Origin of the sequence: Novosphingopyxis iocasae (assembly GCF_014334095.1) — a bacterium.
GTDB lineage: Bacteria > Pseudomonadota > Alphaproteobacteria > Sphingomonadales > Sphingomonadaceae > Novosphingopyxis > Novosphingopyxis iocasae.
The window spans coordinates 1,300,794-1,325,110 of record NZ_CP060495.1 but is presented as its reverse complement, the minus strand read 5'-3'; the positions used below and the strand labels follow the sequence as shown (position 1 = coordinate 1,325,110).

The 24,317-nt window shown below is 62.7% G+C and carries 22 protein-coding genes; 5 read left to right on the top strand and 17 right to left on the bottom strand.

Annotation, left to right across the window (positions count from 1 at the left end):
- Positions 1-45 precede the first annotated feature (45 nt).
- Genes H7X45_RS06270 through cysD form a run of 3 tightly spaced genes read right to left on the bottom strand, consistent with a single transcriptional unit; the run spans position 46 to position 3,648 of the window.
- The gene (locus tag H7X45_RS06270; protein WP_187336649.1) at positions 46-810 is read right to left on the bottom strand and encodes a 3'(2'),5'-bisphosphate nucleotidase CysQ; all 765 of its coding nucleotides are present in this window, start codon (positions 808-810) and stop codon (positions 46-48) included.
- A complete protein-coding gene (cysN, locus tag H7X45_RS06265; RefSeq protein ID WP_187336648.1) occupies positions 800-2,740 on the bottom strand; it encodes a sulfate adenylyltransferase subunit CysN in 1,941 nt (646 codons plus the stop codon). Before cysN ends, H7X45_RS06270 begins: the two co-directional genes overlap by 11 nt.
- A complete protein-coding gene (gene cysD, locus H7X45_RS06260; protein ID WP_187336647.1) occupies positions 2,740-3,648 on the bottom strand; it encodes a sulfate adenylyltransferase subunit CysD in 909 nt (302 codons plus the stop codon). The genes cysN and cysD overlap by 1 nt, the downstream gene beginning before the upstream one ends.
- Before the next feature lie 200 nt (positions 3,649-3,848).
- On the opposite strand from cysD, the gene H7X45_RS06255 reads away from it, so the two are divergent.
- Positions 3,849-4,577, top strand: a complete 729-nt coding sequence (locus tag H7X45_RS06255) for an SIMPL domain-containing protein (RefSeq protein ID WP_187336646.1) — start codon at positions 3,849-3,851, stop codon at positions 4,575-4,577.
- A 50-nt stretch (positions 4,578-4,627) separates the two neighbouring features.
- On the opposite strand, the gene H7X45_RS06250 is transcribed toward H7X45_RS06255, so the two are convergent.
- Positions 4,628-5,212 (bottom strand): NifU family protein, encoded by a 585-nt coding sequence (locus tag H7X45_RS06250; RefSeq protein ID WP_187336645.1) that lies wholly within the window; start codon positions 5,210-5,212, stop codon positions 4,628-4,630.
- A 63-nt stretch (positions 5,213-5,275) separates the two neighbouring features.
- Between H7X45_RS06250 and H7X45_RS06245 the strand changes: the two genes are divergently transcribed.
- Complete coding sequence (locus tag H7X45_RS06245; RefSeq protein ID WP_246449764.1) at positions 5,276-6,106, top strand: SDR family NAD(P)-dependent oxidoreductase; 831 nt, start codon at positions 5,276-5,278, stop codon at positions 6,104-6,106.
- Between the two features lie 74 nt (positions 6,107-6,180).
- Positions 6,181-9,057 (top strand): M16 family metallopeptidase, encoded by a 2,877-nt coding sequence (locus H7X45_RS06240; protein ID WP_187336644.1) that lies wholly within the window; start codon positions 6,181-6,183, stop codon positions 9,055-9,057.
- A gap of 13 nt (positions 9,058-9,070) precedes the next feature.
- Here the strand turns inward: H7X45_RS06240 and H7X45_RS06235 are convergent, their stop codons facing one another.
- From H7X45_RS06235 to H7X45_RS06180, 13 genes are all read right to left on the bottom strand, one after another.
- Positions 9,071-10,132 (bottom strand): phosphatase domain-containing protein, encoded by a 1,062-nt coding sequence (locus H7X45_RS06235; RefSeq protein ID WP_187336643.1) that lies wholly within the window; start codon positions 10,130-10,132, stop codon positions 9,071-9,073.
- Between the two features lie 56 nt (positions 10,133-10,188).
- On the bottom strand, positions 10,189-11,493 hold the full coding sequence (gene hslU / locus H7X45_RS06230) for an ATP-dependent protease ATPase subunit HslU (RefSeq protein ID WP_187336642.1): 1,305 nt from the start codon (positions 11,491-11,493) through the stop codon (positions 10,189-10,191).
- On the bottom strand, positions 11,490-11,615 hold the full coding sequence (locus H7X45_RS15275) for a hypothetical protein (protein WP_281385195.1): 126 nt from the start codon (positions 11,613-11,615) through the stop codon (positions 11,490-11,492). Before H7X45_RS15275 ends, hslU begins: the two co-directional genes overlap by 4 nt.
- Positions 11,616-11,764: 149 nt before the next feature.
- Entirely contained in the window at positions 11,765-12,322 is a 558-nt protein-coding gene (gene hslV, locus H7X45_RS06225) for an ATP-dependent protease subunit HslV (protein ID WP_187336641.1), read from the bottom strand.
- A 204-nt stretch (positions 12,323-12,526) separates the two neighbouring features.
- Entirely contained in the window at positions 12,527-13,828 is a 1,302-nt protein-coding gene (locus H7X45_RS06220) for a UDP-glucose dehydrogenase family protein (RefSeq protein WP_187336640.1), read from the bottom strand.
- Between the two features lie 78 nt (positions 13,829-13,906).
- Entirely contained in the window at positions 13,907-14,980 is a 1,074-nt protein-coding gene (locus H7X45_RS06215) for a mannose-1-phosphate guanylyltransferase/mannose-6-phosphate isomerase (protein WP_187336639.1), read from the bottom strand.
- A complete protein-coding gene (locus H7X45_RS06210; protein ID WP_187336638.1) occupies positions 14,977-15,768 on the bottom strand; it encodes a class I mannose-6-phosphate isomerase in 792 nt (263 codons plus the stop codon). The genes H7X45_RS06215 and H7X45_RS06210 overlap by 4 nt, the downstream gene beginning before the upstream one ends.
- A 72-nt stretch (positions 15,769-15,840) precedes the next feature.
- The gene (gene galE / locus H7X45_RS06205) at positions 15,841-16,842 is read right to left on the bottom strand and encodes a UDP-glucose 4-epimerase GalE (RefSeq protein ID WP_187336637.1); all 1,002 of its coding nucleotides are present in this window, start codon (positions 16,840-16,842) and stop codon (positions 15,841-15,843) included.
- Between the two features lie 28 nt (positions 16,843-16,870).
- Positions 16,871-17,866, bottom strand: coding sequence for an SDR family NAD(P)-dependent oxidoreductase (locus tag H7X45_RS06200; protein WP_187336636.1), 996 nt, complete (start codon positions 17,864-17,866; stop codon positions 16,871-16,873).
- A 31-nt stretch (positions 17,867-17,897) separates the two neighbouring features.
- Complete coding sequence (wecC, locus tag H7X45_RS06195) at positions 17,898-19,193, bottom strand: UDP-N-acetyl-D-mannosamine dehydrogenase (protein WP_187336635.1); 1,296 nt, start codon at positions 19,191-19,193, stop codon at positions 17,898-17,900.
- A 385-nt stretch (positions 19,194-19,578) separates the two neighbouring features.
- The gene (locus tag H7X45_RS06190; protein WP_187336634.1) at positions 19,579-19,830 is read right to left on the bottom strand and encodes a hypothetical protein; all 252 of its coding nucleotides are present in this window, start codon (positions 19,828-19,830) and stop codon (positions 19,579-19,581) included.
- A 120-nt stretch (positions 19,831-19,950) separates the two neighbouring features.
- Entirely contained in the window at positions 19,951-21,105 is a 1,155-nt protein-coding gene (gene wecB, locus H7X45_RS06185; protein ID WP_187336633.1) for a non-hydrolyzing UDP-N-acetylglucosamine 2-epimerase, read from the bottom strand.
- 71 nt (positions 21,106-21,176) lie between these two features.
- Complete coding sequence (locus tag H7X45_RS06180) at positions 21,177-22,604, bottom strand: FAD-binding oxidoreductase (protein WP_187336632.1); 1,428 nt, start codon at positions 22,602-22,604, stop codon at positions 21,177-21,179.
- A 122-nt stretch (positions 22,605-22,726) separates the two neighbouring features.
- On the opposite strand from H7X45_RS06180, the gene H7X45_RS06175 reads away from it, so the two are divergent.
- Positions 22,727-23,308 (top strand): sigma-70 family RNA polymerase sigma factor, encoded by a 582-nt coding sequence (locus tag H7X45_RS06175; protein WP_187336631.1) that lies wholly within the window; start codon positions 22,727-22,729, stop codon positions 23,306-23,308.
- Positions 23,286-24,098, top strand: coding sequence for an anti-sigma factor (locus H7X45_RS06170; RefSeq protein WP_187336630.1), 813 nt, complete (start codon positions 23,286-23,288; stop codon positions 24,096-24,098). The genes H7X45_RS06175 and H7X45_RS06170 overlap by 23 nt, the downstream gene beginning before the upstream one ends.
- Positions 24,099-24,317: the final 219 nt, after the last annotated feature.

Below are 24,317 nucleotides of genomic sequence, written 5' to 3'. Positions count from 1 at the left end.
GGCACCGGATATGGCGGACCACAGGTGGCACGCAAGCCATGAAGTTCAAGAGTGCGGCGTGGTCTTCTCCATCGCGTTGTTCACCAGATCGGCCAGTTCTGCCCGGCATATCAGAAAATCGCCGAGCGACGGGTCGGCGCTGTTATAGCGCATCGGCGATCCATCGAGCCGCGCGCAGTACAGTCCGAATGCGGATGCCACGGCCACAGGCGCTGCATTGTCCCATTCATATTGCCCGCCGCTGTGCAGATAGATATCCGCCTGTCCGCGCACCACGGCCATCGCCTTCGCCCCGGCCGAACCCATCGGGACCAGCACCGCGCCGAGCGCTTCGGCCACTGCCACGGCTTCCTTGGCTGGCCGCGTCCGGCTTACCACCATCCGCAGCGGATCGCCGGCGGCGGGAAGGGGGGAGGGCTCATCGCTGCGCATTACAGTTCCGAGCGATGGCAGCGCGACCGCGCCGATGGCGGCAATGCCGTCCAGCGCCAGCGCGACATGCACGGCCCAGTCATCCCGGCCCTCGCCATATTCGCGCGTCCCGTCGAGCGGATCGACGATCCAGACGCGGCGCGCACTCGCCCGGTGCCCGACATCGGCGCATTCTTCCGAAAGGATGGCGTCATCCGGCCGCTCCCGGCGCAGCATTTCGATAATGCGCTGGTTCGCCCCCTCATCGCCCGCCGCGCCCAGCGCCTTGCCGCTCAGCTCCTGCCGGTCGCGAAGCGAGCACAGATAATCGCCCGCGATTGCCGCGATCTCGGCGGCAAGCGCGGCATCATCGCGACGGGCCAACGGATCAGATGGCATAGGCCCAACCCCCCGCCACGCGATCGACGATCAGATCGGCGGCATCTTCGGGGCTGATCTTCCTGGTATCGATATGGATTTCAGGGTTTTCCGGCCTTTCATAAGGACTGTCGATCCCGGTGAAATTGGCGAGCTTTCCGGACCGCGCCTTCTTGTAAAGGCCCTTCACATCGCGTTCCTCGGCAACCTCCAGCGGGGTGTCCACGAAGATTTCGACGAATTCGCCCGGTTCCATCATCGATCGCACCAGTTCGCGCTCGGCGCGGAAGGGGGAGATGAAGGCGGTCAGCACGATCAGCCCCGCATCGGTCATCAACCGGGAGACTTCGCCCACGCGCCGGATATTCTCGATCCGGTCGGTATCGGTGAATCCCAGATCCTTGTTGAGGCCATGGCGGACATTGTCGCCGTCGAGCAGGAAGCTGTGATGCCCGCGTGCAGCCAGACGCTGTTCCACCAGATTGGCGATCGTCGATTTGCCCGATCCCGAGAGCCCGGTGAACCACAGCACCGCCGCGCGCTGATGCTTCATCGCGGCCCGTCCGTCGCGCGTGACGATGGTGTCCTGGCGGTGGATGTTGAGCGCGCGGCGCAGCGCGAAGTTCAGCATGCCCGCGCCGACCGTGGCATTCGTCATCTTGTCGATCAGGATGAAACCGCCCAGCGGGGCGTTGGGGCTGCCGTCTTCGCTCTTATAGGGTTCGAACACCAGCTCGCTGCCGGTGGTGACCTCAGCCACGCCGATCGCGTTCAATTCCAGCGTCCGCGCGGCCAGCTTCGTCATATCGTTGACGTCGATCTGATATTTCGGCGCCTGAACCGTGGCGGAAACCGTGCGCGTGCCCAGCTTCAGCCAGTAGCCGCGCCCCGGCACCATCGGCTGATCGCCCATCCAGACGATGGTAGCCTCGAACTGGTCTGCGGCCTGCGGCGGATCGTCCGCGGCGGCGATGACATCGCCGCGCGAGCAGTCGATCTCGTCCGCGAAGGTCAGGGTAACAGACTGGCCTGCAACGGCCTCTTCCAGATCGCCGTCCATCGTGACGATACGCGCGATGGTGGAGGTCTTGCCGGACGGCAGCACGCGGATAGCATCGCCGGGACGCACAACGCCGCTGGCGATCTGGCCGGCGAAGCCACGGAAATCGAGGTCCGGGCGGCTTACCATTTGCACCGGCATGCGCAGCGGCTTGGCCTGATCGTCGAGCCGCGGCAGCTCCACCGTCTCCAGATGCTCGATCAGCGCGGGACCGTCATACCAGGGCGTCCGCTCGCTGGCTTCGGCGATATTGTCGCCCGCAAGGCCGGAAAGCGGGATCGCGGTGAAATCCTGGATCCCGATGCTGTCCGCAAAGATGCGGTAGTCGGCCACGATTTCCCGGAAGCGTGCCTCGTCATAATCGACGAGGTCCATCTTGTTCACCGCCAGCACGATGTTCCGGATGCCGATGAGATGCGCAAGATAGCTGTGGCGGCGCGTCTGCGTCAGCACGCCCTTGCGCGCATCGATCAGGATAACCGCAAGGTCCGCCGTCGATGCGCCCGTCACCATATTGCGCGTATATTGCTCATGCCCCGGCGTGTCCGCGACGATGAACTTGCGTTTCTCGGTTGCGAAGAAGCGGTAGGCGACGTCGATGGTGATGCCCTGTTCGCGCTCGGCGGCGAGCCCATCGACAAGGAGTGCGAAATCGATCTGCCCCCCTTGCGTGCCGAAGCGTTTGGAATCGGCTTCGAGCGAGGCGAGCTGGTCTTCGAAGATCATCTTGGAATCGTAGAGCAGCCGCCCGATCAGCGTCGACTTGCCGTCGTCCACGCTGCCGCAGGTAATGAAGCGCAGCATCGATTTGCGGCGATGGGTTTCGAGATAGGCCTCGATGTCCTCCGCGATCAGCGCGTCGGTGCGGTAAATGGGGTCGGCATCGGCCATCAGAAATAGCCCTCCTGCTTCTTCTTCTCCATGCTGGCATCCCCCGCCTCGCGGTCGATCGCGCGGCCCTGGCGCTCGCTGGTCGTGGTGAGCAGCATCTCGCGGATCACGGCGTTCAAATCAGCGGCCTCGCTCTCCACCGCGCCGGTGAGCGGATAGCAGCCGAGCGTGCGGAAGCGCACCGAGCGCATCACCGGCTCCTCGCCGTCCGCCAGCGGGAAGCGATCGTCGTCGACCATCAGGAGCAGGCCGTCACGCTCCACGGTAGGGCGCGGCGCGGCGAAATAGAGCGGCACGATCTCGATCCCCTCCAGCTGGATATATTGCCAGATGTCCAGCTCGGTCCAGTTGGAGAGCGGAAAGGCGCGGATCGACTCGCCCTTGCTTTTGCGGATATTGTAGAGGTGCCAGAGCTCCGGACGCTGCGCTTTCGGGTCCCAGCGGTGCCGCGCCGCGCGGAAGGAAAAGACGCGTTCCTTGGCCCGCGCTTTTTCCTCATCGCGCCGCGCGCCGCCGAAGGCGACGTCGAACCCATGCTTGTCCAGCGCCTGTTTCAGCCCGTCGGTCTTCCACATTTCCGTGTGCAGCGGACCATGATCGAAGGGGTTGATCCCGCGCTCGATTGCCTCGGGGTTCTGGTGGACGATCAGCTCCATCCCCGCCTCGCGCGCGGCTTTTTCGCGCAGCGCGTACATTGCCTGGAATTTCCAGGTGGTGTCCACGTGCAGAAGCGGGAAGGGCGGCGGCGCGGGGAAGAAGGCCTTGCGCGCCAGATGCAGCATGACTGCGCTGTCCTTGCCCACCGAATAGAGCATCACGGGGTTTTCCGCCTCGGCCATCGCTTCGCGCATGATCGCGATGCTTTCGGCCTCCAGGCGCTGGAGATGGGTCAGGGGCTCGGCGGTCATGTGGGCGGTCGCTCGGTTGGTCGCAATTATGAAACGGGGTTCGGGATTGGAGGTACGGATAGGCCGCTATGCGTTCAACCGGGCTTCACTTGGCTACCCCCAAGATTTGCTTCGAAGCGGGTGCCACAGGGGCACTCACATTCGGAACAGGCCGGGATGTGGCCCGTTCGCCGTCGACTTAGCAGTTAAGGGAGACCCGTATGAAGACTGTTCGATATGCTCTTGCCGGCCTTGCCATGATGGCGGGAACCGCGCCCCAGGCACTGATGGCTGCAGAGGTGCAGGTTGCCGCGCAAGCACCCGTCGTCTCGCTCAGCGTCACCGAGGAGGTGCGCAGCGCGCCCGATGCGGCATCGTTCAGCACCGGCGTGACCACCCAGGCTCCCACCGCAACCGAAGCGCTGCGCCAGAACAGCGCGCAGATGTCCGCGCTGATCGAGCGGATCAAGAAGCTGGGCGTTGCGGACAAGGACATCCAGACCAGTGGCATCAATCTGAACGCGCAATATGATTATCAGCAGAACCAGCCGCCTCGCTTCACCGGCTATCAGGTGTCGAACAACGTTACCGTAACGGTGCGCGATATCGATCGGCTGGGTGAGCTGCTCGATCAGGTGGTGCAGGCCGGATCGACCAATCTGAGCGGACCCAATTTCTTCATCGACGACGATATTGCGGTGAAGGCCGAGGCGCGCAAACGCGCGGTCGAACATGCCATGGCGCAGGCGCGCGAATATGCGCGCAATTTCGGCTATTCGGACGTGCGACTGCTGACGGTTTCGGAATCGGTCGATGGTGGCGGCAATTATCCGCAACCGCCGCGGCCGATGGCCGCCCGCATTGTGTCTGCCGAAGCGAAGGCGCCTGTCCAGCCGGGCGAAATCGGCACGAACGTGACCGTGAACTTCGAGTTCGCGATGGTGCAGTAGGAAGACGGGAAACGGGGAGGGCGCTGCCTTCCCCGTTCATGCCGCGCGGATCAGGCGCCTGCGGCGCGCACTTCCGTTACTTCGGGAACATAATGTTTCAGAAGCTGCTCGATGCCCATCTTCAACGTCGCGGTGGACGAGGGGCAGCCCGCGCAGGCACCCTGCATGCGTAAGTAAACGACACCCCGCTGGAAGCCGCGGTAAACGATATCGCCGCCGTCGCCCGCCACCGCCGGACGCACGCGGGTATCGATCAATTCCTTGATCTGCTCCACGATCTCCTCGTCGGCGGGATCGTCGAGCGGAAGTTCGTCTTCCTCCGGCGGCACGGCGATGCCGTTACCCGCGCTTGGGTGGAACAGCGGCATGCCGCCCGAATAATGGTCGAGCAGGGTGGCGAGGACTTCCGGGCGCAGCACCGTCCAGTCGGTGCCGGGCGCGGCGGTGACCGAGATGAAGTCGCTGCCGAAGAACACGCCGGTTACATCGCCCAGCCCGAACAGCGCATCGGCGAGCGGGGAGGCCTCTGCCTCCTCCGGATCGGCGAAGTCGCGCGTGCCCGCCTCCATGACCGTGCGGCCGGGGAGGAATTTGAGCGTCGCAGGATTGGGCGTGGTTTCGGTTTCGATCAGCATGGCTTCCCATTTGGTCCCGATTGTCCGATGCTTCAACCCGTCGCGGCAAAGGGTGATGACGCAATGAAAGGGCAGCGCATGTTCGAAGGCAAGACGATCTGGATCACCGGTGCCTCGTCCGGCATCGGCAAGGCTTTGGCCCGCGCGTTCGGCAAGGTGGGCGCGCAGCTCGTGCTCTCGGGCCGCCGTGAGGACGCACTTAGCGCGCTGGCGGACGAAATCGGCTCGGAAAAGTGTCTGGTGCTGCCGTTCGAAACCACTGATTATGAAGCGCTGGCGGAGAGGGTTCAGGATGCCGTCGGCTTTACCGGCGCGATCGACGGACTGATTAATAATGCGGGGATCTCGCAGCGCTCCCTCGCGGTCGATACCGATTTTGCCGTCTATCGGCGGATCGTCGAGGTAGACCTTCTGGCCCCCATTGCGCTGACGCAGGCGCTTTTGCCTCATTTGCTGGAGCGGGAAGCAAGCTGGATCGTCAACATCTCCAGCGTGGCGGGCAAGGTCGGCGTGCCGATGCGCACCGCCTATTGCGCGGCAAAGCACGGCCTCGTCGGCTATGGCGATGCGTTGCGGGCCGAATGCGCACAGCATGGCCTGCATCTGCTCACCGTGGCACCCGGATCGGTGCGCACGGATGTTTCGCGCAACGCGCTGGCGGGAGACGGATCGCGCCGCGGCGTCAGCGACAAGGCCATCGATCAGGGGCTTGAGCCATCGGCGGTGGCGCAGCGCATCCTGGAGGCGCTAAATAAGGGCGAGCGGGAAATCGTGATTGCCGACGGCATGGAAGCGGGGCTCCCCGGTATGCGGGCAGAGAGTCCGGACCAGGTGTTCGACTTGATGGATCGCATGGTTCGCGAAGGCTATGCGAGGCGGATGGACGCGCGCTAATCCCCTGAAAAGCCGCAATGCCGCTGGGGCATGTTCACTGGCCAGCAAGGCGAGCCATGTCTAAAGCTTCGCTTATGACATCCACGCTGCGCAAGACCGCGCTCGCCATCCTCCTGTCCACCACGCTGATGCCGGTCGCGCTGCAGGCGCAGACGACCGTGCCCGTCGCTTCCACAGTAGAGGCGGTGCCCGCTTCGCAGGAGCGGCCCTGGCTGTATGAAAACAGCGAAATCCCGGTCGATGAGAGCTGGACTTTCGGCGAACTGGACAACGGCCTGCGCTATGCTGTGAAGCATAATGGCGTGCCGCCGGATCAGGCCTCCATCCGTATCCGTGTCGATGCCGGATCGCTGCATGAGCGTGACGATGAGCTGGGCTATGCGCATCTGCTAGAGCATCTCACCTTTCGCGGCTCCACCCATGTTCCGGACGGCGAGGCCAAGCGCATATGGCAGCGCTTCGGCGTGTTCTTCGGCTCCGACAGTAATGCGAGCACCACGCCGACGCAGACCGTCTATCAGCTCGATCTGCCCAATGCGAACCCGGGCGTGCTGGGCGAAAGTATGCAAATTCTCTCCGGCATGATTCGCGATCCGCGTATCAACGCCCAGTCCGTGGGCGCGGAGAAGCAGATCGTGCAAGCGGAGCTGCGTGAGAATGATGGTGCCTCGCTGAAATTGAGCGATGCCACCCGCAAGCTGTTTTTTCAGGGTCAGCGCCTTGCGGATCGCGCGCCGATCGGCACCGTAGCCTCCCTGCAAAACGCTTCGCCAGATAAGCTGCAGGCGTTTCACGACCGCTGGTACCGCCCCGAAAATACAGTGATCGTGATGGCGGGCGATGGTGATCCGGCCACTTATGAGGCGCTCATCAAGCAATATTTCGCGGACTGGAAGGGCAATGGCAAAGCCGTGCCCGCGCCCGATTTCGGCGATCCGACGACTGGCGGTGCGGTTGCAGACGTGGTGGTGGACCCGACGCTTCCGGCCACCATCAGCATTCTGACCGAACGGCCATGGCGCCTGAAGCAGGATACCATCGCCTATAATCAGGGGCTGATGACCGATCTGATCGCGCGGTTGATCATCAACCGCCGGCTGGAGGCCCAGGCCCGCGCAGGGGGCAGCTTTCTGCAAGCCTCGATCAACAGCGACGACATCAGCCGCTCTGCCAATGTTACATCGGTGCAGGTCGTGCCGCTGGGAACGGATTGGAAAAAGGCGTTGGAAGACGTGCGTTCGGTGATTGCCGATGCAGAGGCTTCGCCGCCGTCTCAGGAAGATATCGACCGCGAGATCGAATTTGTCGGTACGCAGTTCCGCTCATCGCTGGAAAAATACCCCTATGAAAGCGCCGCCAATCAGGCGGACGATATCGTCAATGCGGTCGATATCCGCGAAAGCGTGGCCGCTCCGCAGACCGCGCTGGACATCTTTCAGAGCATGCAGGGCAAGATTACCCCTGCTGCCATCCTTGCGTCCACCAAGGCGCAATTCGATGGCGTAAATACGCGCATTCTGATGGCTTCCCCGACGCCGATCGAAGGCGGCGCGCCCGCATTGGCCGCGGCGCTCTCCACGCCGGTGACGGCCGATAGCGGCGCGCGCATAACTCAAGGAACACTAGGCTTCGATGCCTTGCCGAAGCTGGGGGCTCCCGGCACGGTTGCCAGCACGACGCCGCTTCCGCAGCTCGATATGGAGCAGTTGACGCTGTCGAACGGCGTCACTGTGCTGCTGCGCCAGACGCCGGCCGAGAGCGATACGGTTCGCGTGCTGGTGCGCTTCGGCAAGGGCTATCAGGCCTTTTCCCCCGACGGCGACGCACCGGTCTGGTCTGGCCCGGCTGCGCTGATCGATTCCGGTGTCGGCGATCTCGACCGTGAGGCGCTCGATAAATTGGCCAATGGCCGCCGCATCGGCATTGCCTTCGATATCGACGACGATGCGTTCGAACTGTCCGCCGAGACGCGTCCTCAAGACATGGCCGGGCAGCTGCAGCTCCTCGCCGCGAAACTCGCCGATCCGCGCTGGGCACCGGCACCGGTGGAGCGCGCCAAGGCAGCGGTCGCGGTCGGCTATCCCAGCTATGAAACTTCTGCTTCCTCGGTCCTCCAACGCGATCTCACCTGGCTGCTCAGCGGCAAGGACCGTCGTTATCTGGTGCCGGATGGAAAAACTGCGGCGTCACTGACACCGGAAAAGTTCAAGGAGACCTGGGCACCGCAGCTGGCGGCAGGGCCGATCGAGGTGCTGCTGTTCGGTGATTTCCAGCGACCGGAAGCGATCGCCGCGCTGGAGGCGAGCTTCGGTGCGTTGAAGCCGCGCGAGGCGGAAGCCCCTGCGCCGGACGGTCTGGTCCATCGCTTCGCCAAAGCGGGCGAAACGGTGACCGAAACGCATCAGGGCCCGGCCAATCAGGCCGCCGTCGCCATCGCTTGGGAAACCAGCGGCGGCGAGGCAAAGGTAACGCAGAGCCGCCAGCTCGATGTGCTCGCCGAGATTTTTCAAGATCGGCTGTTCGAGCGCTTTCGCGCGGAGCAGGCGAAAAGCTACAGCCCGTTCGTATCGAGCAATTGGCCGACCGGCTTTGACAGCGGCGGCTATTTGGTTGCCGCTAGCCAGGTCGAGCCGGGCAATGTCGACCTGTTCCTGAAACTGTCGCGTGAGATTGCGGCGGATCTTGCCGCCAATCCGGTGCCGGCGGACGAACTGCAACGGGCGGTCGAACCGATCCGTCAGCTCATCCTGCGGGCAAGCTCCGGCAACACCTTCTGGATGGACCAACTGGAGGGCGCCACGCGCGATCCGCAGAAAATCCAGCGGCTGCGCAGTCTGCTCAGCGATTACACCAATGTTACGCCGGCCGAGATACAGGCCTTGGCTGCGCAGTATCTGAAGCCCGGGCAGGGCTTCGTTCTAAAGGTGCTGCCTGCCAAGAGCGGGGGCTGAGCAGGGCGGGGGCTCAGGCCTCCGCCGCTTGCTTTGACGCCTCGTCTGCCGGATCGATCACCCGCGCGGTGTCGCCTGTCCTGTCGATCCGCAGCGTCTCCAGCATCTTCTGGCCGACGTCGAAGCCATCGCCGATCCACACCGCGACGCCGCTTGCCCGAATGCGCTCGACGGCCGCGCGTTTGCGCGCACTCATGGCCGATGTCGACGTGGTGCGAATCAGCACCGCCTCCACCCGGCCCGGATAGAGCGAGACCGCGTCGGCATAGGCCTCGGCATCGCCCTGCGTATCGTCGCCGATCAGCACGAAGCGCAGCGATGGGTAGAAACCCAGGATCCGCGCGATCGAGGCGCGCTTGTGGGCACCGTGGCTCGATTTGCCGAGCGTCTTCAGGCTGAGGCTCCAGTCACGCAGCAGCATCGGCCCCTCGGGCAGCTTCTGCAGCTGAATGAAGCGCATCAGGAAGCCGTAGAGGTTCCAAGGGCTGGACGAGACATAGAAGAACGGGCGGCGCGTTCCGCCTTGGGGGCGCGCGCCGCCCAGTTCCGCGTAGAAATCGCTGGCGCCGGTGACGGCCTTGCGGTCCTCCGGCATCTGCAGGATCAGGCGGCGCCAGTTGCGGGTAAAGCGGTGCGCGCCGGTTTCGATGATCGTATCGTCGATGTCCGAGATGACGGCGATGCGGTTGTCGGTGCCGGGCGCCAGGATCGCGGCCTCGACCGGCTCCGCACCTTCTACATCGGGCATGTCGAGCGTGCAGCTTTCCCAGTCCGCATGCTCGGGCAGGGGGCGCGAGGAGGGCAGGCGCAGTTCGAAGCGTGCGAAACCCTCATCGTCGCTCACGCTCTCCGCCGTCAGATCGCCGAAGCGCAGCCGTACGCGCACGCCGGGGACTTCGTGGCTGGCATAAAGCCGCAACATATACAGGAACTTGGCTGGCCGAGAGGGATCAGCGCGCGGTTGCGGTGGCTGACGCAGCACGCGCACCGTCAGTTCCATGGCCTCCTCGTTGCGAAAGCCGTTATAGGCGGCGATTCCGACGGGGCGACGGCGGGCGAATAGGCGAAGCGGCATGGCCTGCGGCTGGCATAGCACCGCGCGCAAGGCAAGCGCGCCGCGCCGATGCCGCCTTACAGCACGTACTTGCTGAGGTCCGTGTCCTTCGCGATTTCTTCGAGCTGGCTTTCGACATAGGCCGCGTCGATGGCGATCGTCTCGCCGCCGCGGTCCTCCGCCTCGAAGCTGATGTCGTCGAGCAGCTTTTCCATGATCGTCTGCAGGCGCCGTGCGCCGATGTTCTCCACGCTCTCGTTCACCTGCGCCGCGAACCGGGCGACAGCGGCGATCGCGTCGTCGCTGAACTGCAGCGTCACCTCTTCGGTGCCGAGCAGCGCGACATATTGCGTGGGCAGGTTCGCTTTGGTCTCGGTCAGGATGCGCACGAAGTCCTCCTCGGTCAGCGCGCGCAGCTCGACGCGGATCGGCAGGCGGCCCTGCAGCTCGGGCAACATATCGCTGGGCTTGGAGACGTGGAACGCGCCGCTGGCGATGAACAGCACATGGTCCGTTTTCATCGGCCCGTATTTCGTGGCGACCGTGGTGCCTTCGATCAGCGGCAGCAAATCGCGCTGCACGCCTTCGCGGCTGACCGATGCGCCCTGGCGGCCCTCGTTCACGGCGATCTTGTCGATTTCGTCCAAGAAGACGATGCCGTTCGCTTCCGCATCCGCAATCGCGGCGCGCGCCACATCGTCGCTGTCGAGGCGCTTGTCGCTCTCTTCCTCGACCAGTTTGTCCCAGGCATCGGCGACACGCATCTTGCGCTTCTTGGTCCGTTTCTGGCCGAACGCCTTGCCCATCATGTCGCTGAGGTCGATCATGCCGACCTGACCGCCCATGCCCGGCAGTTCCATCGGGGTGGAGGGGCTGTCCTGCACCTCCACCTCGACTTCTGCGTCGTTCATGTGGTTGTCGGTCACGCGCTGGCGGAAGCTCTCTCGCGTCGCCTCGCTCGCGCCCTTGCCGGTCAACGCGTCGAGCAGGCGCTCCATCGCCGCCTTGCTCGCATCCTCGCGCACCGCCTCGCGCCGCCGTTCCCGCTCCAGCCGCACCGCTTCCTCGACGAGGTCGCGGGCGATCTGCTCCACATCGCGGCCGACATAGCCGACTTCGGTAAACTTGGTCGCCTCGATCTTGATGAACGGCGCGTCCGCCAGCTTTGCCAAGCGGCGGCTGATCTCGGTCTTGCCGCAGCCGGTGGGGCCGATCATCAGGATGTTCTTCGGCGTCACCTCGTCGCGCAGGGCTTCCGGCAGGCGTTGGCGCCGCCAGCGATTGCGCAGCGCCACGGCAACCGCGCGCTTGGCCTCCTTCTGGCCGACGATGTGCTCGTCCAGCGCGGCGACGATGGCTTTGGGGGTGAGGGTGTCTTTCATCGGGTTTCCATCAGCATGCGGGTGTCGGACAGCTTCACACAGTTCACACTGTCCAGAGAGGGTTTTTCGAAGACGGCGGCGAAGGGGCCGGAAGGACGGGAAAGGGCGGCTGCGATGGTCATGCAATCAGACCGTAACCGAATGGGTTCGTGTAGGACAGAATTCTGTTCCAAGCTAAGCCTGCCTCCCACTCCGTAAGTCCTGAGCCTGTCGAAGGACGTCTATCCGTATCGCAAAACACCCTTCGACAAGATCAAGGGTTGCGGGCCGGTCAGCTCGTGGTCGCGTCGAGTGATTCCAGCGTCACATTCTCATTGGTGTAGACACACACATCGGCGGCGATCTTCATCGCCTTGCGCGCAAGCTTTTCGGCGTCGTCTTCATAATCCATCAGCGCGCGCGCGGCGGAGAGGGCGTAATTGCCGCCCGATCCGATTGCGGCGATGCCGTCATTGGGCTCCAACACGTCGCCATTGCCGGTGAGGATCAGCGTCACATCCTTGTCGGCGACGGCCATCATCGCTTCCAGATTGCGTAGATATTTGTCGGTCCGCCAGTCCTTGGCGAGCTCGACCGCGGCACGCATCAGCTGCCCGCCATGGCGCTCCAGCTTGGATTCGAGCCGTTCGAACAGGGTAAAGGCGTCGGCGGTGGCACCCGCAAAGCCGCCAATCACGCTGCCGTCATGCAGCTGGCGAACCTTGCGGGCATTGGCCTTGATCACCGTCTGACCGAGCGAAACCTGGCCATCTCCGGCCACGACCACCTTGCCGTTCTTGCGCACGGACAGGATGGTGGTGCCGTGCCAGCTTGGGAGTTTTTCCGTCATGCGCGGCCATATGGGAGCCGCGGGCGGGGGAGGCAAGGCGGGTGGGGGATTCCTGTGTTGCCGACAGATAAATCGTCATCGCGAGCGGAGGGCGTAGCGCGGAGCGCGGCAATCCGGGGTGTGCGCAGCGCTGCGTCCGACCTGGATTGCTTCGTTGCCCTTCGGGCACCTCGCAATGACGATTAAGTTGTCGAGAGTTCTTTCTTACCGCCCTACGCCCGAATAGCTCAGCCCGGCCTTCGCTACGTCTTCGGGATTGTAGACATTGCGCAGGTCGACCAACGCGTCGCCTGCCATGACATTGGCAATGCGTCCCAGATCGAGCGCGCGAAACGCGTCCCATTCGGTCATCATCACCACGGCATGGGCGCCTGAAGCCGCCTCATAGGGCCCGTCGGTCATCACCACATCGGGAAGCAGCTTGGCGGCCTCTTCCATGCCTTCGGGATCGAAGGCGGTGATGTCCGCGCCGGCGTCGGTCAGCGCCTGGACGACGGCGATGGAGGGTGCGTCGCGCATGTCGTCGGTATTGGGTTTGAAGGTTAGGCCGAACAGCGCGACCTTTTTGCCCCGCGCTTCGCCGCCCAGCGCGGCGATCACCTTGCGGGCCATGGCACGCTTGCGCAAATCATTGGCGTTCACCACCGCCTCGACGATCCGTACGGGGCTTTCATTGTCCTGCGCGGTCTTGAGAAGGGCGAGCGTGTCCTTGGGGAAGCAGCTGCCGCCATAGCCGGGGCCGGCGTTCAGGAATTTGGGGCCGATGCGCTTGTCCAGCCCGATACCGCGCGCGACGTCCTGCACATTACCGCCGACCTTTTCACAAAGATCCGCCATTTCGTTGATGAAGGTGATCTTGGTCGCCAGAAACGCATTGGCGGCATATTTGATTAGCTCCGACGAACGGCGACTGGTGAACAGGATCGGCGATTCATTGAGGTATAGCGGGCGATAGATCTCGCGCATCACGTCCTGCGCCCATTCCTCCTCGCTGCCGACGACGATCCGGTCGGGGCGCTTGAAATCCTCGATCGCGGCGCCTTCGCGCAGGAATTCGGGGTTGGAGACCACAGCCAGCGTCTTGCCGGGCGCGGTCTCACCACAGATGCGCTCCACTTCGTCTCCGGTGCCGACCGGCACGGTGGACTTGGTGACGATGACGGTGCGGTCGTCCGCGGCCTTCGCGATTTCCTCGGCGGCGGCATAGACATAAGACAGATCGGCGTGGCCGTCGCCGCGGCGCGATGGCGTCCCGACGGCGATGAAGATCGCGTCCGCGCCGGACACCGCCTCGGTCAGATCGGTGGTGAAGGACAGGCGACCGGCATCAACATTGCGCTGCACCAGCGTATCGAGCCCGGGTTCGTAGATCGGCATCACGTTTTTATGGAGCGCATCGATCTTCTTTGAATCCTTGTCGACGCAGACCACGTCATGCCCGAAATCGGCAAAACAGGCTCCCGATACCAGGCCGACATAGCCCGATCCGATCATGACGACCTTCATCGTATTTTCCCTTCCGATCGCACCGCAGGGGTGGAGGATATTTGCGTTGCCGCGTCTTTACGGTAGCGCGAAGTGAAATCAACTGGCGCTCGTCTCCGCGTCCCGTTCACGGGCGGCATCAACGACCGCACGCATATTCTGGCTGGTCCCGCGCGGCATGATGACGACTTCGCCGCCGCTGGCGACCACGATCAGATCGCTGACGCCGTGCAGGTGGACGCGCACATCGTCACTTCGGACCATGCAGTTGGTGCTGTCATGCACCAAGGCGTTGCCGCGCACGACCGAGCCGGAAGGATCGGGCAGATGCTGATCAGCCAGCGCGTCCCAGCTGCCGATGTCGGACCAGCCGCAATCGAGCGGCATGGCGGCCACAGTGTCCGAGCGCTCCATCACCGCATAGTCGATGGAAATGGAGGGGGCGGCGGCAAAGCTGTCCGCATCGGGCAGGCGGCGCGCGCCAACCTTCGTCTGGCGGTCATGCGCCTGACGCGCCGCCGACACGACGTCCGGTTCATATTGCTCCAGCGCGGCCAGATACCGATCTGCACGCATCAGGAAGATGCCGGCGTTCCAGACGAAACCGCCCTGACGCAACATCGAGCGTGCGCGTTCCTCATCCGGCTTCTCGATGAAGCGAAGGACCGTGGCTAGGCCGCTGTCGCCCATCGGCACGTCGTTCATCTCGATATAGCCATAACCGGTTTCCGGGCCACTCGGCCGAATGCCAAAGGTAACGAGCCAGCCGTCGCGTGCAACGGGTGCCGCCTGCGCCACGGCGGTGCGAAATTCGTCCGAATCGGCGATGGCGTGATCGCTCGGCATGACGAGCATCAACGTATCGTCAGCGCCAGCCTCGAGCGCGGCTATCGCGATGGCGGGCGCGGTGTTCTTCGCGGCGGGCTCCAGGATTACGGCACCGGGTTCAACGCCCATGTCTGCCAACTGCTGCTCGACCAGATCGGCATGGCGTCCATTGGCAACAATGATCGGCGGATCGAACCGCGCGGGATCCGATGCACGAGCGATGGTAAGCTGAAACATCGTCTCATCGGCGGTTAGCGCGAGGAATTGCTTCGGCTGCTCCGCCGTGGATAGCGGCCAGAGCCGCGTGCCCGATCCGCCGGACAGGATGACGGGGGTAATCTTCATGCATGCTCCCAGGCGATGAGCATGCGGGCATCGTCTGAAGCGGTCAGCCGGTCAAGCGAATCGGTATAAAAGCAGTCACCGCGCGCGCCATCCTCACCTTCCGAAGTTACGGTGCCGGCCAGCGGAACGATCCAGAGCGGTGCCGACCTGCTCACGCCGGAGAAACTTGCCCCGCAAAGCTGCAAATCGAACTTCGGCCCGTCGACTAGCCTCAGATCCTCGCTTTCGTCGATATGGCGCTGAAGCTCGGCAGGGAAGGGGCGGGCATCCGCCACCGCCACGCCTTCGTCCAGATGCAGTTCGCGTGGCCGTCCATAATCGTAGAGCCGATAGGTGATGTCCGCATTCTGCTGAATTTCGATGAGGCTGATTCCGGCACCGATCGCATGGACCGTGCCGGCTTTCAGATAAAAGAAGTCGCCCGACCGGACGGGCTTCCAGTCCATCAATTCCTCGATCTGTCCTGATTCAGCCGCCCTGCGCAGTTCGTCCGCAGATAGTTGCCGGTGCGTGCCAACGCCTATTCTCGCGCCGTGGTGGGCATGCAGAATATACCAGCATTCTTCCTTGCCGCTCGGCTTTCCGCGCGCGCGCGCCTGTTGGTCGCTGGGATGGACTTGGACCGACAGCTTCTCGCTGGTGAACAGATATTTGACGAGGATCGGCAGATCGCGGCGTTCGTCATCATACCAGATTTCGCCGATCCGGCGCCCGCTGCCATCTCCGAACGGCGGCGGCAGATCGGTGCGCCCCCACGGTTTTTCGACATAGTGACGCTGCAGCTTCATGGCGGAAATCCTCAGCCGGTTACCAGATTGGGATAACAGCTGATGATGACAAAGGCTGCGTGGTGCAAACGACTAAACTTCACGGTCCTGCAATGTCCGCTCCCAGGCGAGCGCATGGCCTATGATCGAGTCAAGATCATCTAGCTTCGGCGTCCAGTCGAGTGCGGAACGGATGGCGCTGTTGTCGCAGACAAGGGCTGCCGGATCGCCGGCGCGTCTCGCCTCAAACTTGCGTTTGATCTGCCGGTTAGTGACACGGTCTACCGCGTCGAGCACTTCGATCACCGAATAGCCGTGACCATAGCCGCAGTTCAGCGTGTAGCTATCTTCCGGGCGGGCAATCAGCGCCTCCAGCGCGGCGACATGGGCGGCGGCCAGATCGGTGACGTGGATATAATCGCGCACGCCCGTGCCGTCGGCGGTATCGAAATCGCTGCCGAAGATCGCGACATGATCGCGCTTACCGGTCGCTGCCTCGACCGCGACCTTGATGAGATGCGTCGCCCCCGCCGTCGACTGTCCGGAGCGTCCGTCCGGGTCCGCGCCCGCAACATTGAAATAGCGTAGCGCCGCATGGTTCATCGGATGCGCGGCGGAGACATCTTTTAGCATTTCCTCGGTCATCAGCTTGGAGCGGCCATAGGGGTTGATCGGCTGCTTCGGCGCATCTTCACGCACCGGGATGCTCTCCGGTTCACCATAGGTCGCAGCGGTCGAGGAGAAGATGAAGTGGCGCACCCCGCTCTGCACTGCCCTCTCGACTAGCGCGCGGCTGGCTGCGGTGTTGTTGCGATAATATTTAAGCGGATCGGAAACGGACTCAGGTACCACGACGGAGCCAGCAAAATGAAGAATCGCTCCAATGCCATGATCCGCGATCAGCCGTTCGGTAAGCTCCATGTCTTCAACCGAACCCTGAACGAACGTCGCGCGCTCATCCACCGCCCAAGCGAACCCAGTCACGAGATTGTCGAGCACCACTACGTCCCAGCCCGCATCGAGCAGGGCCAGCACCGCATGGCTGCCGATATACCCGGCGCCGCCGGTGACGAGAACGGGGAAGCTCTTGCTCATAGGGGACCCTTGCTGCGCAATCTGTTGCCTATAGATGTTTGTAGGAGCGGTACCAGTTCACGAACTCTGGAATCCCCTCCGCGAGCGGGGTGGCTGGCCGGTAGTCATGATCGCGCGCTGCCGCATCGATGTTCGCGTAGGTCGCGGGCACATCACCCGGTTGCATGGGGAGCAGGATCTTTTCCGCCTCGCGCCCGCAGGCGCTTTCGATCAGGTCGATCAAGTGGGAAAGGCGCTCGGGGCGATTATTGCCGAGGTTGTAGATTGCATGAGGCGCAATGCTTCCGCCCGGCTTCTCTTCGGCGTCGTCGGCGGGCGGGCGGGCAAGGATCGCCGTCACGGCATCCGCAACATCGTCGATAAAGGTGAAGTCGCGACTCATATCGCCATGGTTGTACAGATCGATCGGGCGCCCTTCGAGGATGGCCGACGTAAATTTCCAGATCGCCATGTCCGGTCGGCCCCAGGGGCCGTAAACCGTGAAGAAACGCAGGCCTGTCTGGGGTATGCGATACAGATGAGCGTAGGTCTCACTCATCAGCTCGTCCGCCTTCTTGGTCGCGGCATAGAGTGAGATCGGATGGTCCACCCGGTCGCCGAGCGAGGAAGGTTGTTTTGCCCGCGCGCCGTAGACGGAGGAGGAGCTGGCGTAAACGAGGTGCCCGACTTTGCGCGTGCGCGCCAGTTCCAAGATGTTGAGATGGCCGGCGAGATTTGCGCGAACATAAGCGCGCGGGTTGTCGATCGAATAACGCACGCCTGCCTGCGCGCCCAGATGCACAATGCGATCGATATCCGTCCCTGCGAGCGCCGATTCTAACGATTCCTCATCGGCGAAGTCGAGCTGATGGAAGATGAAGTCTTCGCCCAACTCGCGCAGTGCGGCCAGTCGATCGCGTTTCAACTGCGGATCGTAGTAAGCGTTGAGCTCGTCGATACCGATAACGCTTTCGCCTTCCGTCAGCAGGCGGCTTGCGACGTGATAGCCGATGAAGCCGGCCGCGCCGGTAACGAGGATAGCCATGGATGTCCTTTCGGCCCCGTGGAGTGGCCGATCAGCTGGCGAGGCGCAAGCGTCTCGGTGTGAAGTCCGCACCCGGCTGGTCCGGCCAGATACCGCGCGTGTCATAGACGCACTTGTCGGCCCGCTCGTCGAGCGGCACCGATTTAAAGAGGTCGTGATCCACCAGGACAATGAAGGCGGCGCAATCATCGATCGCGCTGTCGAGGTCAATCAGGCGGGCACCGGTGCCGTCGAACGCGTGGGGGAGGGCGGCGGCATAGGGTTCTACGATGCGGATGCGATCGCCATGCCGCTGGGCCAGCGCCGCCGCGATTTTGAGCGCTGGGCTTTCGCGAAAATCGTCGATATTTGCTTTGAAGGCGAGGCCGAGGCAGGCGACGGGACCGTTGGTCTGCGCGATGATCTGCTCGGCCTTTTCGACGACATGCCCAACCTTGCCCTCGTTCACCGAACGGGCGGTTCGAATCAACGGCGTCTCTTCGGGCGCGCTGTGCACGATGAACCAGGGATCGACGGCGATGCAGTGGCCGCCGACGCCAGGCCCAGGCGATAGGATATTTACGCGCGGATGGCGGTTGGCGAGGCGGATGACCTCCCACACGTCCAGGCCCAGTTTGTCAGATACGATCGAAAGCTCGTTGGCAAAGGCGATATTGACATCGCGATAGGCGTTCTCGGTCAGCTTCGTCATCTCCGCTGCGCGCGATGAGGTGGTGACACATTCACCGCGTACGAAGCGGCGGTAGAAGCTCAGCGCCTTGCGCGCGCAGCGAGGGGTAATGCCGCCGATCACGCGATCATTATTGGTAAGCTCCTCCAGAATGCGGCCTGGCAATACGCGTTCGGGGCAGTATGCAATGGCGATGTCCGCCGTTCCGTCGCACGTTCCGGGCATAGCGAGATCGGGTCGTTCGCGCGCGAGCAGATCGCGCATGGTTTCGGTCGTGCCGACCGGTGATGTCGACTCAAGAATGACGGTGTCGCCCTGCTTCAATTGCGGCGCGATGGCTTCCGCTGCTTCCAGAACATAGCGGATATCGGGCGCGTGATTCTCGTTGAAAGGTGTGGGAACGGCAATCACGAAGACATCCGCGACCGGTACGGAGGCGGAGGCGCTTAGCAGGCCGCGGGCGACCACGCCCTGAACAAGGCCTTCCAAATCGATCTCCTCGATATGGATACGGCCTTCGTTGATCGTGTCGATGACATGCTGCGAAACATCGACGCCGATGACGCGGCTGCCCGACCGGGCAATTACCGCCGCGGTCGGGAGACCAATATAGCCCAAGCCGATGACGGCGACCGTCGGTTTGCTGTCCGCCTGCATATAAGCTCCCGCATCATGATAAGGGGAGGCACATCCCCGGTACATGGTGCAAGGCTATGACGGAATTGGGTAAAGAAACCGGTAAGCCTATCTGGCGCCGAGCGTGAGAGGCATGATAGCGGCCGAAGCGGACATCTCGGCTGATATTTAGAGAGTACAGCATCGGCGAAAAGCAAATAACTTAACTCACCGAGTCTTACGCAAGAGTATGACGCTTCTGCGACCCACCGGCCGCGAATCAGAGGAAAATAAGACAGTACCGCTACCGCTAAGACCTACCTCGCGGAAGTGAGGAGGCAGTTACTTCCGCATCACCCCGAGAAGCAAAGCAAAAAAAAGGGCAGCCGAAGCCGCCCTTTTCTCAAATCTCAATGCGAGAGTCAGCTCAGGGGCTAACGGGCTCGTCATCACCACCGTCGACGGCGATCACGATCGCAGCGATCACGGCAGCAGCGGCGAGAACCGCAATGATGATGCCCGAACCGCCAGCAAGTTCGCTGTTCTGGGAATCAGCGGCGCCAGCGCGCTGTGCCGAAGCAACGGAAAGCGACGAAGCAGAGGTAGCGGCCTGCGCAATGGCAGGAGTCGCTGCGAGCGAAACCGCCGCGGCGGCCGTGAGAAACTTGGTGAAACGCATAAAAGCTCCTAGTAAAACTTATAAACAAGCTCGGCGATTAATTGGCATAGGCCGCCTTGATCGGCAACCTCTAAATGGCCCAATAGACACATAAAAACGATGGGCCGTTATCTTGTGACACTAACGCAACAGTGGCTCCCTGATACCCGAAATGATCGCCTTTGCAATATGCAGTGAGGCGGTCCCGTCACCGAAAGGATTATGCGCTCTCGCCATTGACGCACGAAGCCCGGCGTCGTCCAGCAAGCGATTGGCGTATAAGAGAATTCGATCCTTTTTCGTACCTACCAGAATGGCCGTTCCAGCCTCGACACCCTCTGGCCGCTCGGTTGTCTCGCGCATCACCAGCACCGGTTTTGCGAAAGCAGGTGCTTCTTCTTGCACGCCGCCGCTGTCCGTCAGCACAAGATCGGCATGGGCCAGCAGCCAAGTGAAATTGGAATAGTCGAGAGGGTGCAGCAGCGCGACGGACGCGTTTCCCGACAACCTGTTTTCGATCACTTCGCGAACATTGGGGTTAAGGTGGACGGGAAGCACGCAGGCGGTGTCACTGCGCGCCGCCAGTTCCTCGATCGCGTCGATGATATTCGCCAAACCATCGCCGAAATTTTCGCGCCTATGGGTGGTGACCAAAATAATGCGCTTATCCGCGAAACGTTTCAGAACCAGCCTGGCATCGGCCGCCAGTTCCGGGTTCGCCTCAATCCGGGACCGGGTGGCGAGCAGCGCATCGATCACGCTGTTGCCCGTGACATGGATGGTCGAGGGGTCGACATTTTCCGCGCGCAGGGCAGTGGCGGCAGTCTCTGTCGGCGCAAAATGCAAATCCGCGATCGTGCCGATCACCTTGCGATTCACTTCTTCTGGCCAGGGATGATAAATGTTGTTGCTGCGCAGACCCGCTTCGACATGTGCAACCGGTATCTGACGATAATAGGCTGCCAGGGCGCCACACATTGCGGTAGCGGTATCTCCCTGAACGATCACCCGGTCCGGCCGTATATTGTCGAACAGACTGCCGATTCCTTCCAGCAGCAGCGCCGTGAGCGAATCGAGCGTCTGGCCGGGTCGCATGACGCTCAGATCATGGTCGGGCACGATATCTGCCATCGCCAGCACCTGGTCCAGCATCTCCCGATGTTGAGCGGTCGCGATCACCGTTACGCGAAGCGCCGGCTCTTTGCGCAGCGCGGCGATGACCGGAAACAGTTTGATCGCCTCCGGCCGCGTGCCGAGGATGACTGCGACATGATGTTTGCGCGTATGTTCAGTCATGTCGCCCGACCTGGAACTACCTGAAACTCGATTTCAATGCGCCCTCTTAACCATTAAATCTGAAGAGAACGTCAATCGGCGGTGAGCAGGATTTTACCGGGATTCATAATGCCCTTGGGATCAAGTTCGCGTTTGACTGCGGCCAGCATATTCAGCCGGGCAGGGGGCGTGAGCCGCGCCAGTTCCTGTCGTTTCGCGCGGCCGATACCATGCTCGGCAGATATCGAGCCGCCCGCTTCCACCACCATTCGATAAACCGAGCCGCTGATGGTCTCGCCATCGTCTCGGTACCATTTCTCCGCTTCGATGCCGTCAGGCGCGCGAACGTGGAAATGAACATTTCCATCACCAAGATGGCCGAAAGCGATCGCCTGGGTGCCGGGATAATCCTTCTCGATCCGCGCGGACGCATGCTCGATGAAGTCCGGCATGGCCGCGACCGGGACGCTGATATCATGCTGCAATGCAGGGCCCAAGGCGCGCTCCGCTTCCGAAATCGAATCGCGGATCCGCCAGAAGGTTTCTGCCTGGGCCTCATTGGCAGAGGGCACAGCGTCTTCGATCAGCCCTCGCTCTGCCCCCTCGGAGAGTAAGCGCTCTGCAAGGATACGGGGCGGTTCCTGATCGGCGCGGTCTTGCACCCATTCTGCGAGTACGTACCAGGCGGAAGGGTTCGTCAGCGGCGCGCGTGTGCCAGGAAGATGGGCAATCGTCGCTTCAGCGGTCTCATGGGGAATGAGTTCGAAACCCTCCAGACGATCGGCGCTGCGCTCTTCCAGAAAGCGCAGCAGACGATAGGCGGTGTGGGGCGACGAAACGCCGATCCAGGCGGCGCAGCGATCGATCAGTGCCGGAGCGGTCTTCAGAACGGCGCGGGTGACGATGCCGAGCGTTCCCTCGCTGCCCATGAACAGCTGCTGCAGATCGAAGCCGCGATTGTCCTTCTTCAAAGCGGCGGTGCCGTCGATGACCGAGCCATCAGGAAGCACTGCTTCAAGTCCCGCAACCAAAGCGCGCATGGTGCCGTGCCGCAGCACCTGCGTTCCCCCTGCATTGGTGGAGATGAGGCCGCCCACCGTTGCCGAGCCCTTGCCGCCGAGCGTCAAAGGGAACCGACGGCCTTCTTCCGCCAGCGCATCGTGCAGGTTCTGCAGGATGACGCCCGCCTCGCACAAAACCAGCCCTTCTTCGATCCGGTCCATCGCAATCGCGTCCATCCGGCGCAGGGAGAGCAGCACCGCATTGCCGCTCTCGTCGGGCGTGGCGCCTGCCACCATTCCGCTATTGCCGCCCTGTGGCACTATGGCCACGCCGTGCTCGCTGCACAGGCGAACAACGGCCTGAACTTCCTCCGTGGAGCTGGGCGAAAGCATTGCTGCAGCCTTGCCGTGATAGCGCCCGCGCCAGTCGGTCAACCACGGTGCCATCACCTCGGCATCGTCGGTGAAACCCTTATTTCCCAATAGGCTGGAGAAGCTTGATCGAAGTTTTTCGTGCATGGGCAAGCTTATATCCTTTGATCAAAGCGATGCGAACCCTGTATGCGGTATGGGACGAACGCTTGGTACCGATATAGGGGACGGTGCTTTCAGGCATGACCGATCGCCGCTTCAGGGGGTGTATGACACAAAAAGATCCGCAGGACGATTTGAACGGCGTCCTCGCGCGCGCGCTAGGACGCATTGCTGCCGGTGAGCGGGATGCGCTGGAATCGGTCTATCGTAACAGCCGGGCGCGGCTGTTCGGCATCTGTTACAGGGTCTGCAGCGATCCCGGCGCGGCTGAGGACGTATTGCAGGACGTGTATGTGAAGGTGGCGCTTACCGCGCGCTATTTCGATGCCGGCCGCGGCAGCGCGCTCGCCTGGCTTTCCACCATTGCCCGCAACAGCGCGATCGACTGGCAACGGGCGCGTACACGATCGGGAAAGGTTTTCGACCCTACCGATGATGCCGATGCCCGCGCACGCCTGTTGAAGGACGATTACTGGGACCAGATCGAACTTCGGCGGGAAATTCTCGGCTGTATGGAGACGTTGACCGACGACCAGCGTAAGGCAATTGAGGAAAGCTTCTTCCTGGGTCTGACCTACGCTGAACTGGCGGACCGGGAGAACAAGCCTCTTGGAACCGTGAAAAGCTGGATCAGGCGCGGCCTGAAACGCTTGAGAGAATGTCTGGATGATCGATCAACCTATGACTGACGAGACGCGCATGCTGCTGGCGGCTGAACTCGTTCTCGGTCTGCTGTCGGAGGCAGAGCGCGCCGAGGCGCTCGAACAGCTTGCGCGCGATCCCGAGCTGGCGGTGGAAGTCCGCCGCTGGGAAGCGCATTTGGCGCCGCTGTTCGCCGGTTTCGAAAATCGCGAGCCTTCGCGGGATCTTTACCCGGAAATCCGCGCCCGACTCGATGCCATCGAACATGGCACGCGGCCTGTTGCCCCCGTTGCGCCGATCGCTGCGAACGAAAATTCGCCGCGCGGTGTCGCTTCCGGCTGGCGTGCCGCCGCAATCGGTTTCGCGGTCCTGGCCGCGGGGCTGGGCGGGCTGCAGCTGTTCGATCGGCGCAGCGCCGATGAACCGGTGCGCACGGCACAGACCGCGCCTGTGCCAGACGGGCCCGATCTCAACCGCATCCTGGTGGCCCAGTTGACCGGCGATCAGGGGCCACGTCTCGTGGCCAGCGCCGAGCAGGGGCAGTCCATGCTGCGCATCCGCGCGGTCGGTGCGGATGGCGCGGATGCCTCGCCGCAGGGATCGGTTCCGGTGCTCTGGATCATCGCGGGTGATCAGGCGCCAAAAGCGGTGGGCACGATCGGCTCTGGCGGCACGGTTCGCGACGGCGAGGTCACCACCATCGCGCTTCAGACGACCTTGCGGCAGCTGCTGGACAGCGGGGCGACGCTGGCCGTTACCTATGAACCGGCAGGGGAGGGGCAATATGAAGCGCCCACCACGCCGATCGTCGCAAGCGGTACCGTCTCCCACATCTAAGCTGCGTGCGTGGATGCCGCATCAGGCATCACGACTGCCGGCTAAGCGACGGATTATAATAAAAACTTTTTTCACATTCGCTGCGTCCGGCGTCGTTTCCTTGACGTAGGATGAATGACGTCATTGTGCGGGGAGTATCGAGACTGCTGTCTTTACCTTGTGTCGGCCCTTCCTTGCCGGCGCCTCGCGAAGGCGGCGTTCTGCGACTCTCCCGTTCTG

Excerpts from the sequence above, each read along its gene's own strand:
- H7X45_RS06215 (WP_187336639.1), bottom strand. The coding sequence starts at position 14,980 with ATGAAGATTACCCCCGTCATCCTGTCCGGCGGATCGGGCACGCGGCTC.
- hslV (WP_187336641.1), bottom strand. The coding sequence starts at position 12,322 with ATGACGGAAAAACTCCCAAGCTGGCACGGCACCACCATCCTGTCCGTG.
- wecB (WP_187336633.1), bottom strand. The coding sequence starts at position 21,105 with ATGACTGAACATACGCGCAAACATCATGTCGCAGTCATCCTCGGCACG.
- galE (WP_187336637.1), bottom strand. The coding sequence starts at position 16,842 with ATGAGCAAGAGCTTCCCCGTTCTCGTCACCGGCGGCGCCGGGTATATC.
- H7X45_RS06200 (WP_187336636.1), bottom strand. The coding sequence starts at position 17,866 with ATGGCTATCCTCGTTACCGGCGCGGCCGGCTTCATCGGCTATCACGTC.
- H7X45_RS06210 (WP_187336638.1), bottom strand. The coding sequence starts at position 15,768 with ATGAAGCTGCAGCGTCACTATGTCGAAAAACCGTGGGGGCGCACCGAT.
- wecC (WP_187336635.1), bottom strand. The coding sequence starts at position 19,193 with ATGCAGGCGGACAGCAAACCGACGGTCGCCGTCATCGGCTTGGGCTAT.
- H7X45_RS06255 (WP_187336646.1), top strand. The coding sequence starts at position 3,849 with ATGAAGACTGTTCGATATGCTCTTGCCGGCCTTGCCATGATGGCGGGA.
- cysD (WP_187336647.1), bottom strand. The coding sequence starts at position 3,648 with ATGACCGCCGAGCCCCTGACCCATCTCCAGCGCCTGGAGGCCGAAAGC.
- H7X45_RS06180 (WP_187336632.1), bottom strand. The coding sequence starts at position 22,604 with ATGCACGAAAAACTTCGATCAAGCTTCTCCAGCCTATTGGGAAATAAG.
- H7X45_RS06220 (WP_187336640.1), bottom strand. The coding sequence starts at position 13,828 with ATGAAGGTCGTCATGATCGGATCGGGCTATGTCGGCCTGGTATCGGGA.
- hslU (WP_187336642.1), bottom strand. The coding sequence starts at position 11,493 with ATGAAAGACACCCTCACCCCCAAAGCCATCGTCGCCGCGCTGGACGAG.
- H7X45_RS06190 (WP_187336634.1), bottom strand. The coding sequence starts at position 19,830 with ATGCGTTTCACCAAGTTTCTCACGGCCGCCGCGGCGGTTTCGCTCGCA.
- H7X45_RS06235 (WP_187336643.1), bottom strand. The coding sequence starts at position 10,132 with ATGCCGCTTCGCCTATTCGCCCGCCGTCGCCCCGTCGGAATCGCCGCC.
- H7X45_RS06175 (WP_187336631.1), top strand. The coding sequence starts at position 22,727 with ATGACACAAAAAGATCCGCAGGACGATTTGAACGGCGTCCTCGCGCGC.
- H7X45_RS06270 (WP_187336649.1), bottom strand. The coding sequence starts at position 810 with ATGCCATCTGATCCGTTGGCCCGTCGCGATGATGCCGCGCTTGCCGCC.
- cysN (WP_187336648.1), bottom strand. The coding sequence starts at position 2,740 with ATGGCCGATGCCGACCCCATTTACCGCACCGACGCGCTGATCGCGGAG.
- H7X45_RS06245 (WP_246449764.1), top strand. The coding sequence starts at position 5,276 with ATGAAAGGGCAGCGCATGTTCGAAGGCAAGACGATCTGGATCACCGGT.
- H7X45_RS15275 (WP_281385195.1), bottom strand. The coding sequence starts at position 11,615 with ATGACCATCGCAGCCGCCCTTTCCCGTCCTTCCGGCCCCTTCGCCGCC.
- H7X45_RS06170 (WP_187336630.1), top strand. The coding sequence starts at position 23,286 with ATGATCGATCAACCTATGACTGACGAGACGCGCATGCTGCTGGCGGCT.
- H7X45_RS06250 (WP_187336645.1), bottom strand. The coding sequence starts at position 5,212 with ATGCTGATCGAAACCGAAACCACGCCCAATCCTGCGACGCTCAAATTC.
- H7X45_RS06240 (WP_187336644.1), top strand. The coding sequence starts at position 6,181 with ATGACATCCACGCTGCGCAAGACCGCGCTCGCCATCCTCCTGTCCACC.